Source organism: Sagittula sp. MA-2 (genome assembly GCF_030126985.1).
In the GTDB taxonomy this organism is placed as follows: Bacteria; Pseudomonadota; Alphaproteobacteria; order Rhodobacterales; family Rhodobacteraceae; genus Sagittula.
The window spans coordinates 3,567,273-3,582,964 of record NZ_CP126145.1 but is presented as its reverse complement, the minus strand read 5'-3'; the positions used below and the strand labels follow the sequence as shown (position 1 = coordinate 3,582,964).

General features: G+C 66.4%; 13 protein-coding genes. 6 read left to right on the top strand and 7 right to left on the bottom strand.

Annotation, left to right across the window (positions count from 1 at the left end; genetic code table 11):
• Position 1: 1 nt before the first annotated feature.
• Entirely contained in the window at positions 2 to 1,174 is a 1,173-nt protein-coding gene (locus QNI11_RS17525) for an efflux RND transporter periplasmic adaptor subunit (RefSeq protein ID WP_283981120.1), read from the bottom strand.
• A gap of 151 nt (positions 1,175 to 1,325) precedes the next feature.
• Here QNI11_RS17525 and QNI11_RS17520 point away from each other — a divergent pair, with 151 nt between their 5' ends.
• Positions 1,326 to 1,982, top strand: a complete 657-nt coding sequence (locus tag QNI11_RS17520; protein WP_283981118.1) for a TetR/AcrR family transcriptional regulator — start codon at positions 1,326 to 1,328, stop codon at positions 1,980 to 1,982.
• 15 nt (positions 1,983 to 1,997) lie between these two features.
• Here the strand turns inward: QNI11_RS17520 and QNI11_RS17515 are convergent, their stop codons facing one another.
• The 4 genes from QNI11_RS17515 to QNI11_RS17500 form a co-directional block, all read right to left on the bottom strand.
• Positions 1,998 to 3,824, bottom strand: a complete 1,827-nt coding sequence (locus QNI11_RS17515) for a dipeptide ABC transporter ATP-binding protein (protein WP_283981117.1) — start codon at positions 3,822 to 3,824, stop codon at positions 1,998 to 2,000.
• 1 nt (position 3,825) lies between these two features.
• Positions 3,826 to 4,761, bottom strand: coding sequence for an ABC transporter permease subunit (locus tag QNI11_RS17510; RefSeq protein ID WP_198521724.1), 936 nt, complete (start codon positions 4,759 to 4,761; stop codon positions 3,826 to 3,828).
• A 1-nt stretch (position 4,762) separates the two neighbouring features.
• Positions 4,763 to 5,686 (bottom strand): oligopeptide ABC transporter permease OppB, encoded by a 924-nt coding sequence (oppB, locus tag QNI11_RS17505; RefSeq protein WP_283981116.1) that lies wholly within the window; start codon positions 5,684 to 5,686, stop codon positions 4,763 to 4,765.
• Positions 5,687 to 5,818: 132 nt separating this feature from the next.
• Entirely contained in the window at positions 5,819 to 7,444 is a 1,626-nt protein-coding gene (locus QNI11_RS17500; RefSeq protein ID WP_283981114.1) for a peptide ABC transporter substrate-binding protein, read from the bottom strand.
• A gap of 428 nt (positions 7,445 to 7,872) precedes the next feature.
• On the opposite strand from QNI11_RS17500, the gene QNI11_RS17495 reads away from it, so the two are divergent.
• The 5 genes from QNI11_RS17495 to QNI11_RS17475 all read left to right on the top strand — a co-directional run bounded on the left by QNI11_RS17495 (position 7,873) and on the right by QNI11_RS17475 (position 12,135).
• Entirely contained in the window at positions 7,873 to 8,556 is a 684-nt protein-coding gene (locus tag QNI11_RS17495; RefSeq protein WP_283981113.1) for a phosphatidylserine decarboxylase, read from the top strand.
• Positions 8,557 to 8,559: 3 nt separating this feature from the next.
• On the top strand, positions 8,560 to 9,327 hold the full coding sequence (pssA, locus tag QNI11_RS17490) for a CDP-diacylglycerol--serine O-phosphatidyltransferase (protein ID WP_100929336.1): 768 nt from the start codon (positions 8,560 to 8,562) through the stop codon (positions 9,325 to 9,327).
• 66 nt (positions 9,328 to 9,393) lie between these two features.
• Positions 9,394 to 10,020: a nucleoside/nucleotide kinase family protein gene (locus tag QNI11_RS17485; RefSeq protein ID WP_283981112.1), complete on the top strand. Its 627-nt coding sequence runs from the start codon at positions 9,394 to 9,396 to the stop codon at positions 10,018 to 10,020.
• Positions 10,021 to 10,121: 101 nt separating this feature from the next.
• The gene (locus tag QNI11_RS17480; protein ID WP_283981111.1) at positions 10,122 to 10,910 is read left to right on the top strand and encodes a mannosyl-3-phosphoglycerate phosphatase; all 789 of its coding nucleotides are present in this window, start codon (positions 10,122 to 10,124) and stop codon (positions 10,908 to 10,910) included.
• Positions 10,903 to 12,135 (top strand): glycosyl transferase, encoded by a 1,233-nt coding sequence (locus QNI11_RS17475; RefSeq protein WP_283981110.1) that lies wholly within the window; start codon positions 10,903 to 10,905, stop codon positions 12,133 to 12,135. Before QNI11_RS17480 ends, QNI11_RS17475 begins: the two co-directional genes overlap by 8 nt.
• 245 nt (positions 12,136 to 12,380) lie before the next feature.
• On the opposite strand, the gene QNI11_RS17470 is transcribed toward QNI11_RS17475, so the two are convergent.
• Positions 12,381 to 13,790 carry a hypothetical protein gene (locus QNI11_RS17470; RefSeq protein ID WP_283981109.1) on the bottom strand — a complete coding sequence of 470 codons (1,410 nt, stop codon included), beginning with the start codon at positions 13,788 to 13,790 and terminating at the stop codon, positions 12,381 to 12,383.
• 88 nt (positions 13,791 to 13,878) lie between these two features.
• Complete coding sequence (locus QNI11_RS17465; RefSeq protein WP_283981108.1) at positions 13,879 to 15,621, bottom strand: alpha-amylase family glycosyl hydrolase; 1,743 nt, start codon at positions 15,619 to 15,621, stop codon at positions 13,879 to 13,881.
• Between the last annotated feature and the right edge of the window lie 71 nt (positions 15,622 to 15,692).

The following is a 15,692-nucleotide window of genomic DNA, read 5'->3' as shown; positions in this document are numbered from 1 at the left end:
CTTACTCCGTTGCCGTGGTGGCGTCGCCGGGTGTCTCGGCTGCGGCCTCGGCGGTACGTTCCGCCGGGGCGACGGTGGCGCCCGGTCCGGTCTTCTGCACGCCTTCGACCACGACGCGGTCGCCGGGGTTCAGACCTTCGCTGACGACCCAGTCGGAGCCGCGGTCCTGCAGGATCGTCAGCGGACGGACCTCCACCACGTTGTCGCCGTTCACCACCCATGTCTGCGGGTTGCCGCGGCGGTCGCGGGTGACGGCCTCCTGCGGGACGAGGTAGACGTTGTCGAGCTGCGCGGTCGGCATCTCGACCTGCACGTACATGCCCGGCAGCAGCAGCATGTCGGGATTCGGGAACTCGATCCGCAGGACGATCACGCCCGTCTGTTCATCGACGTGCGGTTCGGCGGCGGTCAGCTGGCCGGGCTCCGAATAGGATTCGCCGTCGGCCAGGGTCAGCTTGACCTCGCCCGGGGTTTCATCGTCCAGCGCCGTGCCACGACGCCAGGCCAGCAGCTCGGCGGCGGATTGGGTCACGTCGACATAGACCGTGTCCAGCTTGCGGATCGTGGTCAGCGGTGTCGACTGGCTGGCGGTCACGAGCGCACCGCGCGAGATGTCCGAAAGGCCGATCCGCCCTGACAGGCGGGCGCGGATCTCGGTATGGTCGAGGTCGATCTGGGCCGACCGGAGCGCCGCCTCGGACATCACCACCTGTGCATCGGCGGTGTCGCGGGCAGAGGTCGCCTCGTCCACCGCCTGCTGGCTGGTGACACCGCGCGTCGACAGGCTGCTGACCCGCTCGAAGTCACGCTCTGCCGCCCGTTGCTGGGCCTGCGACGCGCTGAGCTGCGCCTCCGCCTGCGCGACTGCGGCCTCGTAGGTTGTCGGGTCGATGGTGTAGAGCAGGTCGCCCTCCTCGACCATCGTGCCTTCCTTGAAGTGACGCTCGGTGATGATGCCGTTGACCTGCGGCCGCACCTCCGCCACCGCCGACGCGCGCACGCGGCCGGGCAGGGTGGAGGTCAGCGTCAGCTCCTGCGGCTGCATCGTCGCCACGGTGACCGCCGCCGGAGGACGCTCGCCCCCCTGTTGCTGCGCAAGCGCCGGGTTGACAGACAGCGGCAGGACAGCCGCCAGAAGAAGCGCCCGAAGCGGCGCGGTCGTGACCGAACGCATTGTCGGCTCCTTTTCGCGAATCCGGCGAAATCGCTTGGCGCAATCCGGCGGAGTATTTAAAAGACTCGCGAGTCTCATAAGTACCGTAATGTGGATTCCGCAAGATGCTTTTTGTCGCGAGGGGCAAAGCACGGCGATTTGGAGGGCTGGCGTGGCACGCATCGCACAAGCAGTCGGCGAGAACGACGATCCTGTTCCCGTCCGCAAGGGGCGCCCAGTGGTCATGGACGCGGAGGAACGGCGCGACGTGATCCTCGGCGCGCTCGACGACCACTTCCACGAGGTGGGACTGGCGGGGATGACCATGGCGGCCATTGCGCGCCGCGCGGGGATGTCGAAGCAGACACTTTATGGCCTGTTCCAGGACCGCGACACGCTGTTCGACGCCTATATCGAGAGACGCTTTGCGAGGTGCGCCCCCATGCCGGACCTGCCGGAAGACGCCTCCTTTGCGGTCCGGCTGCGCAAGCTCTTCATGATCGACGAACCCGGCGACCGCTGGGACCTGCCCATCGCGCTCTTCCGCCTGGCCATCGCGGAGGCGGCGCAGCACCCACGGCTCAGCCGGCGCTGCCTTGAGGAAGGTCCGCGCAACAAGCAGGCCATCGTCCGGGCCGAGATTGAGCGGGCCTGCGCGCGCGGCGAACTTCGGGTCGGCGACCCGGCCGCCGCGGCGACCCTGCTGCTCGACATGCTGAACCTGCCGGTGATCGAGGCGCTGATCATGACCGACGAACATCCCTGCCAGACCGCGCGCAAAGCCCGGTTCGAGCTGGGCCTCAGGGTCTTCCTGAACGGGATTTCCTGAGAGGGTCCCGGCGGCTCAGGCCGCGGGGACAGCGCCCCCGGCCCGGGGGTGTTTCAGCAGGCTGTCCAGCGGATCGTGTTCCGCCACGAGGTGACCGCCGCCCATGTCGCGCAGTTGCGGAACATACACCTCGCCCTGATCGGCCAGACGGGAGGGCAGGAACCGCAGCGAGGCGCGCGGGTCCATGGGCGAGGGCAGCTCGCCCGGTATGCGGATGCGGGTCCGGGCGCGCTCGGCCTCCGGATCGGGGATCGGCACGGCGGAAATCAGCGCCTGCGTGTAGGGATGCTGCGGCCGGGCACAGATGGTATCGGCATCGCCCATCTCGACGATCCGTCCGAGGTAGAGCACCATGATGCGGTTGGAGATGGCGCGGACCACGGACAGGTCGTGGCTGATGAACAGCATCGACATGCCGAATTCGTCCTGAAGGTCCTTCAACAGCTTCACGATCTGCGCCTGGATCGAGACGTCGAGCGCGCTGACCGCCTCGTCGCAGACAATCAGCTTGGGACGGGTGATCATCGCGCGGGCGATGCCGACGCGCTGGTTCTGACCGCCGGACAACTCGTGCGGGTAGCGGTTATACATCGACGGGTCGAGACCGACGCGGGTCATCATCGCCGCCACTTCCTCGCGCCGCTCGCGGGCGGTCATCTCGGGGCGGTGAGTCTGCAACGGCTCCGCGATCGAGGCGGAGATGGTCAGCCGGGGATCGAGGCTCGCCAGCGGGTCCTGGAAGACGATCTGCAGGTCGCGGCGTTCCCGCTTCAACGCCTTGCGGTCCAGTTCGGTCAGCGGCTTGCCCAGCCATGACACGGTGCCCGACTGCGACGCGATCAGCTGCAGCACTGCGCGGGCGAGGGTGGACTTGCCGCAGCCGGACTCGCCGACGATGCCCAGCGTTTCGCCTTCCTTCAGGTCGAAGCTGACGCCGTTGACCGCCTTCAGCGGCACAGTGCGTCCGAAGAGCCCGCCCTTGACGGTGATCGGGAAGTGCACCTTCAGGTCGTCCACGTCGAGGACGGTCCTGCCGGTGACGTCGCCCGGTGCATCGCCCTTGTCGATCCGGGGCATGGCTTCAAGCAGCTTGCGCGTGTAGGCGTGTTCGGGCCGTGCGAAGATGCGCTCCACCGGGCCGTCCTCCACGAACTCGCCCAGTCGCATCACCTTCACGTGGTCGCACATGCGGGCGACGACGCCCATGTCGTGGGTGATGAGTGCAATGGCGGTGCCCATCTCCTTCTGGAGGGTGGCCATGAGGTCCAGAACCTCCGCCTGCACGGTCACGTCGAGTGCGGTGGTCGGTTCGTCCGCGATCAGCAGCTTCGGGTCGCAGAGCATGGCCTGGGCGATCATCACGCGCTGGCGCATCCCGCCCGACAGTTCGTGGGGGTACTGGTCGAGGCGGCGCTCGGCCTCCGGGATCTGGACGCGGTTCAGCCAGTCGAGGCAGTGGGCACGTGCCGCACGGCCGCGCAGACCCCTGTGGACCCGCAGCACCTCGGCCATCTGCGCGCCGATCTTCAGGTGCGGGGTAAGCGCGGTCAGCGGGTCCTGGAAGATCATGCCCACGTCCGCGCCCCGGATCGCGTTCAGCCGTTTCAGGGGCACGTTCAGGATCTCCTGCCCGGACAAGGTCACCGACCCGGTGGCGCGCCCGTTCGGCGGCAGAAGGCCCATCGCGGCCATGAAGCTTTGCGACTTGCCGGAACCGCTTTCACCCACGATGCCAAGACACTGGCCTGCGGCGATGTCGAAGGAGACGCCCTTGACGGCCTGAACTTCGCCATCGGGCGTGTCGAAGGAGACGTTCAGGTCCTTGACGGAAAACACGGTCATGTCAGCGGTCCTTCGGGTCGAGCGCGTCGCGCAGGCCGTCGCCGATGAAGAACATCGCGATGATCAGCGTGACGTAGAAGAAAAGCGGAAACAGCAACTGCCAGAGGGTGCCGTAGGCCATGGTGCCCGCGCCCTCGGCGATCAGGCGGCCGAGGGAGGTGTTGGGCTCAGATATGCCGAGGCCGAGGAAGGAGATGAAGCTTTCGGCCAAGATCATCTCGGGCACCAGCAGCGAGGCATAGACGATCACCACACCCGCGAGGTTGGGCAGGATGTGGCGGCGGATGATGGTGGCCTCCGACACGCCGGTGGCGCGGGCCGCCTCGATGAACTCCCGGCCCTTCAGCGTCAGGGTCTGGCCGCGGACGATGCGGCTCATGGTCAGCCAAGACACCGCGCCGAGCCCGAGGAACAGCGCGACGAAGCTGCGTCCGGCGACGACGAGGATGAGGATCAGGATCAGTGTCAGCGGGATGGCCAGCATGATGTCCACGAAGCGCATCATGACGCTGTCGAGGCGTCCGCCGAAGTAGCCCGCGACGACGCCCCAGAGCGTGCCCACGACCAGCGCCATGGCGGCGCCGATCAGCCCGACCAACAGCGAGGTGCGCGTCGCCTGGATCGTCCGGGCGTAGAGGTCGCGGCCAAGGTCGTCGACGCCGAAGTAGTGCCCCGTTTCCAGCGACGGCATGCCCATGCCCTTCACGTCGCCCATCACGACCCAGTCGATTTCCTCGTTGGACCATTGCGAAAGCAGGGGGCCGAACAGCACGAACAGCACGATCAGCGCGAGGATGACGACGCTGGCCATGGCGGCCTTGTTGCGCAGGAAGCGGTTGAAGGCGTCCCTCAGCAGCGACCGACCGCGCACCGCGGTGAAGTCGGTGATCTCGCCCGCCAGTGCGGCGGCCTTTGGGGATGTTCCGAAAAAGCGCATGTCAGTACCGGATCTTGGGATCGAACCACGCGTAGGCGAGGTCGGTCAGCAGGTTCACGATGACGGTCAGCGCGCCATAGAGGATCGTCACGCCCAGCAGCACCGCGTAGTCGCGGGTGAGGGCGGAGTTCACGTAGCTCTGACCGAGGCCGCCGGTGGAGAAGTAGAGGTCCACGAAGACCGAGCCCGTCAGCACGTAGACGAAGACCGGCCCGAGGTAGGAGATCACCGGCAGGAGCGTCGGCTTCATCGCGTGCCGCCAGATGATCGTGCTTTGCGGCAGACCCTTGGCGCGGGCGGTGCGGATGAAGTTGGAGTTCAGCACCTCCAGCATCGACGAGCGGGTGATCCGGGCGACGGACCCCATGTAGGAGGTCGAGAGTGCGATCACCGGCATGATCAGGTATTCCCACTGTCCGCCGTTCCAGCCGCCGCCGGGCAGCAGGCCCAGCCAGAGCGTGAAGGTCAGGATCAGGATCGGGCCCATGATGAAGTTCGGCAGCGCCTGCGCGGCGATCCCCAGCGACACGGCGAAATAGTCGATCCAGGTGTTGTGCCGGATCGCGGCGGCGATGCCCAGCGTCACGCCCACGACGGTCGCGGCAAGGAACGACAGCGAGCCATAGGTCAGCGAGATCGGGAAGCCCTGCGCGATGATGTCGTTCACGTCGCGGTCCTTGTAGACGAAGGACGGACCGAAATCGAAATGCAGGACGATGTTGGCGAAGTAGTCCCAGAGCTGTTTCCACAGCGGCTGGTCGAGGCCGTACCGGCGCTCGATGTTGGCAAGCACCTCGGGGGGGAGGGGACGTTCGGAGGTGAATGGCCCGCCGGGAGCAAGCTGCATCATGATGAAGGCGGCGATCACCAGCAACAGGATCGTCGGGACAGCCACCAGAAGCCGTCGGATCACGTAGGAAAGCATGTGGGGTTCAACCTTGCGGATGTGGATCGGCACCCCGGGACCGGGACTTGGCCGGTGCCCGTGTCCCTGCGCACAGTCGGGAGGCGCGGGGACAGGTCCCGGCGCGAACGCCGGGACGGGTCTCGGGAGGGGTTACTCGGCGACCTTGTAGAGGTCCTTCGAATACCAGTTCTGTTCGACGTTGTTCACCGGCCAGTTGCCCACGTCGCTGTCCATCATGTAGACGCCTGCCGCGTGGTAGACCGGGATCACCGGCATGTCCTGTGCAAAGATCTGCTCGGCCTCGGCGTAGAGCGGCGCGCTGTCGTCGGCGGACTTCGCCTCCTGGATCAGGGCGTCGTAGTCGGCGTTGGAGTACTTGCCGTCGTTGTAGCCGGACGGCGTCGTCAGCAGGTCGAGGAAGGTGGACGCCTCGTTGTAGTCGCCGCACCACGCGCCGCGGGCCAGTTCGAAGTCCTGGTTGCCGCGCACCTCGAGGAAGACCTTCCACTCCATGTTGGACAGCTCGACCTCGACGCCCAGCTTCTGCTTCCACATCTGCGACATGACCACGGCGATCTTCTGGTGGTTGTCGGAGGTGTTGTACATCATGCCGAACTTCAGCGGGTTCTCGGGGCCGTAGCCTGCCTCTGCCAGCAGTTCCTTGGCCTTCTCGTCGCGCTCTGCCTGGGTCATCTCCTGCATCTCGGTGACCGGCGGATCGAAGTTGGCGACGGCGGCCGGTGCGAAGGTGTAGGCAGACACTTCACCGCCCGCCAGCACGTTCTTGGTGATGATGTCGCGGTCGATGGCCAGCGCCAGCGCCTTGCGGACGTTCACGTCCTTGAAGGCTTCGGGGCCGCTGTCGGACAGGTTGAACGTGTAGTAGTAGTTGCACAGCCGCGGAAAGCTGATCGCCTCCTCGGGGTGTTCCTCGGACAGGCGCGGGAACTGGCCTGCGGGGACCTCGGTGCGGTCGAGCTCACCGGCGAGGAAACGGGTCAGTGCCACGTTCTCGTCGTTGATGACCAGCGCGACGGTCTTGTCGATGATGGTGTTCTCGTTGTCCCAGTACATCTCGTTGCGCTCGCGGGTGGAGCGTTCGTTGGGGATGTGCTCGGTCAGCACGTAGGCGCCGTTGGAAACGATGTTTTCCGTCTTGGTCCAGTCGTCGCCGAACTCCTCGATCACCTTCTGCGGTGCCGGGAAGGTCGTGGCGTGCGTCACCATCTGCGGGAAGTAGGACAGCGGCTGGCTGAGCTTCACTTCGAGGGTGCGATCGTCGATGGCGGTCACGCCCAGCTCTTCCGGTGCCATATCCCCGGCGATGATCGCGTCTGCGTTCTCGATGGACATGAGCGACATGTACCACTGGTAGGGCGACGCCAGTTCCGGAGAGACCGCGCGGCGCCACGCGAAGACGAAGTCCTGCGCGGTCACGGGATCGCCGTTCGACCACTTCGCATCGTCGCGCAGCGTGAAGGTGTAGGTGGTCTTGTCCTCGGAGGCCTCGAAACCGGTGGCGACACCGGGCACCAGTTCGCCGTTCTCGTCCTGGTTCATCAGGCCCTCGAACAGGTCGCGCGCCAGTTCGGAGCCGGTCACGTCCTCGACCACCTGCGGGTCGAGCGAAGAGAACTCGTCGAGGATGCGGTAGGTGAAGGTCTGTTCCGCGGCCAGCGGCTCGCCGGTCTCGGGGTGGGTCTCCTGGGCCAGTCCGGCGGTGGCGATGCCGGCGCTCAGGAATGTCGTCAGGGTCAGGTGGGCAAGTCTTGTCATTATGAGCGTCCCTTGCTGGGTCCGGGCGATCCCGCCCTTCGTGTTATGGTGTAGTCTTTTCCAGGTGTGGCAACCTGAGTTTGAGTTAGCGTACACCGGAATGGGTACTTCAGGTTGGCCGTTTCTGCCATTGGCAAATCAATACCGAAGGCAATCTGTCGGGCAATAGGGGCGTACGCGACGTTATCCGGGCAGCGGCGCAGATAGACGTTTCCTTCCCCGGCAGCCTGTAATGTCTGCACGAATGTTGCGCCCTGCGGCGGTCCCGCGCAATGGCCGCCGCGCCTAGCGGCGGCAAGCCGCTGGCTTCGGGGCCACGGATGCCGACGGATGCGCCGCGCGGCTGGAACCGGGGGCGCGTGACTCAGGTTTGATTTGCATCCGACGCCTGAATATCTGAGAAGGGCAGACCAACACTGCGGGGTTCCATGTCTGTCTCCATGCTGTCCACCTTCGTCAAGCCGATGCATCCGGAAGGACGAAAGTTCGTTGCCATAGCAGCCGCAATCGCGGTCGTGCTGTTCCTTGTGTGGGAACCGCTCGGCTGGCTTGCCGCGGGCGTGACCGTCTGGGTCTACTACTTCTTCCGCGACCCGGAGCGGGTGATCCCGGAGCGCCCGGATATCATGGTCTCACCCGCCGACGGGCTTGTCTCGCTGCTGGAACCGGCCGTACCGCCGGCAGAGCTGGGACTGGGCGAGGCAGAGATGGTGCGCATTTCCGTTTTCATGTCGGTCTTCAACTGTCACGTGAACCGCCTGCCGTCCGCAGGCACGGTCGATGTCGTCGCCTACCGGCCCGGCAAGTTCCTCAACGCCTCGCTCGACAAGGCGTCGGAGGACAACGAGCGCAACGGCCTGGCCGTGACCCTGCCGGACGGGCGGCGCTATGGCGTCGTGCAGATTGCTGGCCTCGTGGCGCGGCGTATCCTGTGCTGGACCAAGAACGGCGATACGCTGGAGCGGGGCGAACGGTTCGGCCTGATCCGCTTTGGCTCGCGTCTCGACATCTACCTGCCGCCCGGCGCCACGCCGCTGGTGCGCATCGGCCAGACGATGGTCGCGGGCGAAACCGTCATCGCCGACCTGACCGCCGAAAGCGGGGAAGGCTGAACCATGCCTGACCTCCCCACCGAGCCGGAAACCCAGCCGGAGGACCGCAGCCAGGTCTCCCTGCTGCTGCTCCTGCCGAACATGGTGACGCTGACAGGCATGAGCTTCGGCTTCACCGCCATCCGGTTCGCCATGGAGGGCCGGTTCGGGGCGGCGGTGTTCGCCATCCTGATCGCCGCGCTGGCGGACGGGCTCGACGGGTTGCTCGCCCGCAAGCTCAAGGCCGAGTCGCCGATGGGCGCGCAACTGGATTCTCTGTCCGATTTCCTCTGCTTCGGCGTCGCGCCCGCGATCGTCGTCTACCAGGTCCACTTGTCTCATACCGGCGGCTTCGGCTGGGTCTTTGCGCTGCTCTTTGCCGCCGCGACCTGCCTGCGGCTCGCCCGGTTCAACGTCATGTCGGGTCAGGCGGATGAAAGCGCGGGGCCCAAGCGGCACTTTGTCGGCGTCCCCGCGCCCGCAGGGGCGATGCTGGGCCTTCTGCCGGTGTTCATGATGCTCGCCGGCGGCTGGGACGCGGGAGAGGCCCCGGCGATGGTTGCCCTCTGGCTCGCGCTCATCGGGATGCTGATGATCTCGAAGCTGAAGACGCCGTCGCCCAAGGCGATCAAGGTGCCGCGCCGGATGATCGCCGTCATCCTGTTCGCCACCGTGACCGTGATCGGCTTCAGCTTCACCCACCCGTGGTACCTGCTGGTGCTGATCGACTGGGCCTATCTGGCTGTCGTCGCGCTGGCCGTCATCCGTGCGCGCGGACGGCTGTTCGGCTGAACCTCCGGCCCCTCCGCGTTGACAAGCCCGGCCCGGACCCTCACCAATCGGGAAGGGGGTAGGGCCATGGACGTTCAGAAAAGCGCGACGCTGGTGGCGGAGCGGATCGCCGAGACACCGATACGGGGGCGGCGACGGCTGGTCGCCCTGGCCGGGGCGCCGGGATCGGGAAAATCGACGCTGGCGCATGTGGTTGCCGCGCGCGTGCCCAACGCGGCGGTGATGCCGATGGACGGGTTTCACTTAGATGACCGGCTGCTGCGGCCTGCCGGGCTGCTGCCGCGCAAGGGCGCACCAGAGACCTTCGACTTCGGCGGTTTCCGCGCCTGCCTGGCCCGTGTCGCCGAAGAGGACGAGGTCATCCTGCCCGTCTTCGACCGCACCCGCGAAATCGCCATCGCCGGGGCCGAACGCATCGGCCCGGAGACGGAGACGGTGATCGTCGAGGGCAACTACCTGTGCCTCGCCCAGGACCCGTGGAGCGCGCTGTCCGACCTGTGGGACCTGACGGTCTACCTGTCGGTGCCCATGGAGGAACTGGAGCGGCGCCTGATCGAACGCTGGGTGAGCTACGAATACGACCATGCCGGCGCCCGCGAAAAGGCGATGGGCAACGATATCCCGAACGCGCACCGGGTGGCGGAACACCTCGGCCCGGTCGACCTCACCATCGATTGGGAAGGGCATCCGTGACCTCTCCGCCGCACATTGAGCCGCACTGCAGCATGGGCGGTGGTTGCCGGGATGCGGCTGCGGCATAAATCCTGCAGGGACAAGCAGGCAGAGGTCGCTTCATGGGTTTGATCGTGTTCACCGACCTCGACGGCACCTTGCTGGATCACGACACGTATTCGTGGGAGGCGGCGCGCCCGGCGCTCGATGCGCTGAAGGCGCGGGGCGTTCCCCTGATCCTCGCAACATCGAAGACCGCGGCGGAGGTAGCGCCCTTGCATGCCGATCTCGGCCTTGGCGAAACGCCTGCCATCGTGGAGAACGGCGCCGGGGTGTACCGGCCCGCAGAAGGTGTGGCGCAGGACAGCGAGGACCACGCCCGCATCCGCCGCGCCCTTTCCGATCTGGCACCGGAACTTCGGGCCGGGTTCCGCGGTTTTGCCGACATGACCGCAGAGGAGATCGCGGAGGTGACGGGACTTGGCCTGGACGGCGCCGAACGGGCCGGGCAGCGGTGCTTCTCCGAACCCGGGCTGTGGTCCGGAACGGACGAGGCGCGCGACGCCTTCCTCGCCGGGCTTGGCATGTACGGTGTCCGGGGGCGCAGCGGCGGGCGGTTCCTGACCCTGTCGCTGGGCCGGACAAAGGCGGATGCCATGCGCGAACTCGCCCGGGAAATGGGCGCCACCCGGACAATTGCGCTTGGCGATGCGCCCAACGACATCGAGATGCTTCAGACGGCTGACATCGGCGTCGTGGTGCGCAACGATCACGGTCCGGGCCTGCCTCTGCTGGAAGGGGAGGACGCGGGGCGCATCCTGCGCACTGACCTCCCGGGGCCCGCGGGCTGGGCGGCGGCGGTGCTGTCGCTTCTTGACGATTATGACGCGAAGGATCCCGCGCATGGCTGACTTTCACCAGAACGGCAATATCGCCCAGTTCCACAACCTGCGGCAGCGCCCGATCGAGGAACTGGTCTACGAGATCGAGACCTTCGCCCAGACGCGCAAGATCAGCCTCGTGCTGCCCTCGCTCTACTCGGAGCTGGAAGGCCCGGCGCTGTCGCACATCATCGACGAGCTGAGCCAGGTCAGCTACCTGCACCGGATCGTCATCGGGCTGGACCGCGCGGACGAGGACCAGTTCCGCCGTGCGCGGGACTTCTTTTCCAAGCTGCCCCAAGATCATGTGGTGCTCTGGAACGACAGCCCCAGGATGAAGGCCTACATGGCGCGGCTCGAAGAGATGGGGCTTGCCCCGGACGAGCCGGGCAAGGGCAAGAACATGTGGACCTGCATGGGCTACCTGATCTCCTGCGCGGACACGGCGGTGATGGCGCTGCACGATTGCGACATTGTCACCTACGACCGTGAGATGCTGGCCCGGCTGGTCTATCCGGTGGTCAATCCGAACTTCCGCTACCAGTTGTCCAAGGGGTTCTACCCGCGTGTCGGCGGTGGCAAGCTGAACGGGCGGGTAACGCGGCTGCTGGTCTCGCCGCTCCTGATCGCGCTGAAGCGGGTGATCGGCGACCGGGACTACATCGACTACCTGCGCGCCTTCCGCTACCCGCTGTCGGGCGAGTTCGCGCTGCGCACCGGGCTTTTGCCCGACCTGCGCATCCCGTCGGACTGGGGGCTGGAAATCGGCGTGTTGTCAGAGGTTTGGCGCAACAGCGGGCGGCACACCGTCTGCCAGGTTGAGATCGCCGACGCGTACGATCACAAGCACCAGGACGAAAGCGAGGGCGACGCGGCGGCGGGCCTGAACCGCATGTCGACCGACATCTGCAAGGCGATCTTCCGCAAGCTGGCGGCGGATGGGACGATCTTCACCGCCAACTCCTTCCGGGCGCTGAAGGCCACCTATTACCGGGTCGCGCTGGACCTGCTGGAGTTCTACGACAACGACGCCAAGATGAACGGGCTGACGCTGGACCGGCATCGCGAGGAACGCACCATCGAGCTGTTCGCGGAGAACATCATGGTCGCGGGGCACACTTTCCTGGCCAAGCCCAACGACGCGCCGTTCATCCCGAACTGGAGCCGTGTGAACGCCGCCGACCAGGGGCTGGTGTCGGAGCTGCGGTCGCTGGTGGCCGCCGACAACGCGGAGTTCGAGGCGAAGCCGTTCTGATGAAGATCCGTTCATCTTAACGCCGCGCGCGGTGGGGTTAAGGCCGCGTGCGATGCCTCGCGACGCGCAGATGTGGGGTCACACACGGCGCATTCCACAACGGATTCAGCACCCGTTCACCATGGTTTCCAGCTTGTAAGGGGTGAACCGGCCGTTTCGACCCCTCGAACCGGCCGGTTGGTAACCTTTCTGCGGTGCAGCGGAAAAAAGAGGTTAACAGAGGCGCGTCGGCCCTTGGAAAGTGCTCACTCGGCGCTGTTCAGGGCCGAGATCCGCCAGCCGTCCGCACCGGGGGTGAAGGTCATGCGCAGGGCGTAGACTTCGCCCGAGGTCGCGCCGCAGCCGGTCACCCGGGCGCGCAGGCTGACCGTTGCCGCGCCGCCGGAGAGGTCGGCATCGGAGGCATCGACGAGGCTCGCATCGCAGATGCCCGCGGCGGCGCGGTCGATGGCCTCGCGCTTTTCCGGAATCCAGAGGGCAGAGGGGGCGCCGCCGTCACGCTTGCCAAGGCGGTCGAAGTAGGCGCGCGCCAACGCCACCGGATTGGGGCCGGGAACGGACGCAGGGGTGGCTGCCGCCGCGCCAGACGCCGCCTTCCACGAAACGGCGCTGAGCGGCGTGCGCGGCGGCCAGGCCATGCTGTAGTGCATGTAGGCGCGGACGTCGGCCCGGTCGTTGGCGGAGGGCATGTTGTCCTGCCGGTAGAGGTTGACCGACACGGTGCCGGAGCCGGGCTCGGGCATGATCTCGCACCAGCCGGACCAGCCCATCCCGAGGTTGAGGTTGCGGAACTCGACGAAGTCGACCGGGATGTTCACGCCGTCGCCCAGCCACGGGGCGGGGTCCTGCCGCTGCACGTGGTTCGTGACGCTTTCGAAATACTCCTGCCCGCCGGTGTCGTAATCGGCAAAGCCGAACTCTGAGTGGTTCCAGCCGCGATAGGTGGAATAGAGCATGTTGTAACACAGGGTCGCGGCGCGCTGCCGGTCGAAGGCGGGGGTGGCCGTGTTGGGGATGTCGTCCATCAGCCCGATGTCGAAGCTGTAGAACTGGTCGTTCGTGGTGATCGTGTAGAACTCCTGCGGCGGCGTGCTGAACATCTGTGCGAAGAGGTCGGGATGGATCATCGCCTGCTTGTAGCCGGTGGAGGCCACGACGGAGGAGAGCTTGGAAAACGCGCTCTGGATCTGGGCGAAGATGTCGAGCGCGGCGGAGAACGACAGGTCGAGCGGCACAAGCTGCTGCTTCTGGTCCGGCTGCAGGAAGGGCGCGTGGAAGCCCAGCGTCGCCGTGGGGTGCATCCGGCGGGTGGGCTGGCAGGTGTAGGGCGCACCGGCGCAGGTGTGGCCCGCCATGAAGATCAGCGCGCAGGCCGAGAGGCAGGTCTGCCCGGCATCGATCACGGTGGTCGTGCGGCTGAAGTGCTGCGGTATGGCCAGCGCCTCTGTCACCGAGCCGCCGGGCGAGGACAGGTGCAGGGTGGAATAGGTGCAGGCCGCGCCGTCCATCAGTGCGCCGAAGCGGTCGGCGTCGCCCTTCACGATCTGGCCGGAGAGGCGGATGTCGCAGTCGTCGCCCATGGTGATGTCGGCGGCCTGCGCGGGCGCGGAGAGGAGGAGGATGCAGGCGAGGAGGGCCAGAAGGCGAAACGTCATGAGGTCGTCCGGTGTGGTTCGGCAGGTCCGCCCATGATGGGGCTGGACCTGCCGTCGGGTCAACAATCCGTCCGGACGCTTTTTACGGTCACCCCCGGTTGGTGATCCATCGGCACTGGTAGGGGGCGAGCGTCACGCCGTCCTCTTCGGGGTGCAGCGTCTCGCCCGAGAGCAGGTCGATCCATTCCTCGTCCGCGATCAGGTTGAGCGCGCGCGGCGGCAGGTCCACCGTCTCGGCGCTGACGTTGTGCAGGGCAAAGATCGACTGTTCGCGGTTGATCGACTGCCGCCAGACGCAGAACACCCGGTCGTCCACGTTCAGGGTGAAGTTCGTGGCGTTGGGGTGGAAGGCGGGCTGCTTCGCGCGCAGCTTCAGCCGTTCCTTCAGGGCGGGCAGCACCTGGCCCTGCGGGGTCTCCGGGTCCTTGATGCGTTTGCGCAGTTCGGGGTAGTCCCAGCGATGGCGGTTGATCGCCCGGTTCATGCCGCGGCGCTCGACGCCCTCGATGTCGTTCTCCGTGCCCAGCATGGCGTGGATGTAGAAGGCGGGCACCCCCTCGATCGACATGACGATGGTCTGCGAGCACAGGAACCGCGCGATGTGGTTGGCGGTGTCGCCGCGATAGGTGCGCGACAGGGCCGAGAAGAAGGTGGCGTTCAGCTCGTAGACCGAGGTGCCGCCGTTCGGCAGCGCCCGCATCGACGCCCGCCCGCCGCTGTCCTGCACGGTGGAGATCATGCGCGCGATCTCTTCGTCCGGCAGCAGGCCCTCGGCCGGGCGCATCCCGATGCCGTCGTGCGAGGCGGTGAAGTTCAGGTACGCGCAGCCGTGCGGGGCGGGCGGCATGGAGCGCAGCCAGTTCGACAGGAAATGCGCGTCGCCCGAGAGCATGGCGTGCAGGATCAGCGGCGGAAGCGGGAAGTTGTAGATCCAGTGCGCCTCGTTCAGCTGCCCGAAGTAGCTGAGGTTCTCGGCCTTGGGCACGTTGGTTTCCGTCAGCAGCACGACCGGTTCGCGCGCGAAGTCCGAGAGCACCCGCAGAAGCTGCACGATGGCATGGGTCTGCGGCAGGTGGATGCAGGTGGTGCCCGGCTGCTTCCAGACAAAGGCCACGGCGTCGAGGCGGATGATCTTCACCCCCATCCCGATGTGCAGCCGGATGATGCGGATGATCTCGTAGAGGACCTCGGGGTTCTTGAAGTTCAGGTCGATCTGGTCGTGGCTGAAGGTGCACCAGACGTTCTTTACGCCGTTCGCCGTCTCCACCTCCTGCAGGAGCGGCGTGGTCCTCGGGCGGACCACCATGGACAGGTCGTCGTCCGGGGAGGCCTCGAAGAAGAACGCGTCGTAGGGTTTCTGCCCCTGCCGGTAGGCGTTGAACCAGGTGCCCTGGGACGACACGTGGTTCAGCACGAGGTCGGAGGCGAGGTCCCATTCCGAGGCGATGCGCTGGATGTCCGGCCAGTCGCCGAGCGCCGGGTTCACCTTGCGGTAGTCGGTCACCGCGAACCCGTCGTCGGAGGTGAAGGGGAAGAAGGGCAGGATGTGCACGCCGTTCACCACGCCCTTCAGGTGCTGGCCGAGGAAGTCGCGCAGCAGGTCGAGCGGTTTGTAGACCCCGTCGATCAGGCTGTCGCCGTAGGTGATCAGCAGCGCGTCCTTCTGGCTCCAGAGCTGGTTGCCGGGCTTGCGGGCGCGGCCGCGCGGTTCGGTGCCCTCGGGCCAAAAGGCCTCCACCACCTTGGCGGTCACCTCCTCGGTGTCATGGTCCGGGTAAAGACGCATGAGCAGCGCCTGCAGGCGGTTCGTCAGGGTCGATGGAACGGTCATGGCAGGCCTCGGCGCGGTCGTCATACCCGACATTTATAGACAGGGCTTGCGCAAGGGCGAAAGGGGCAGGC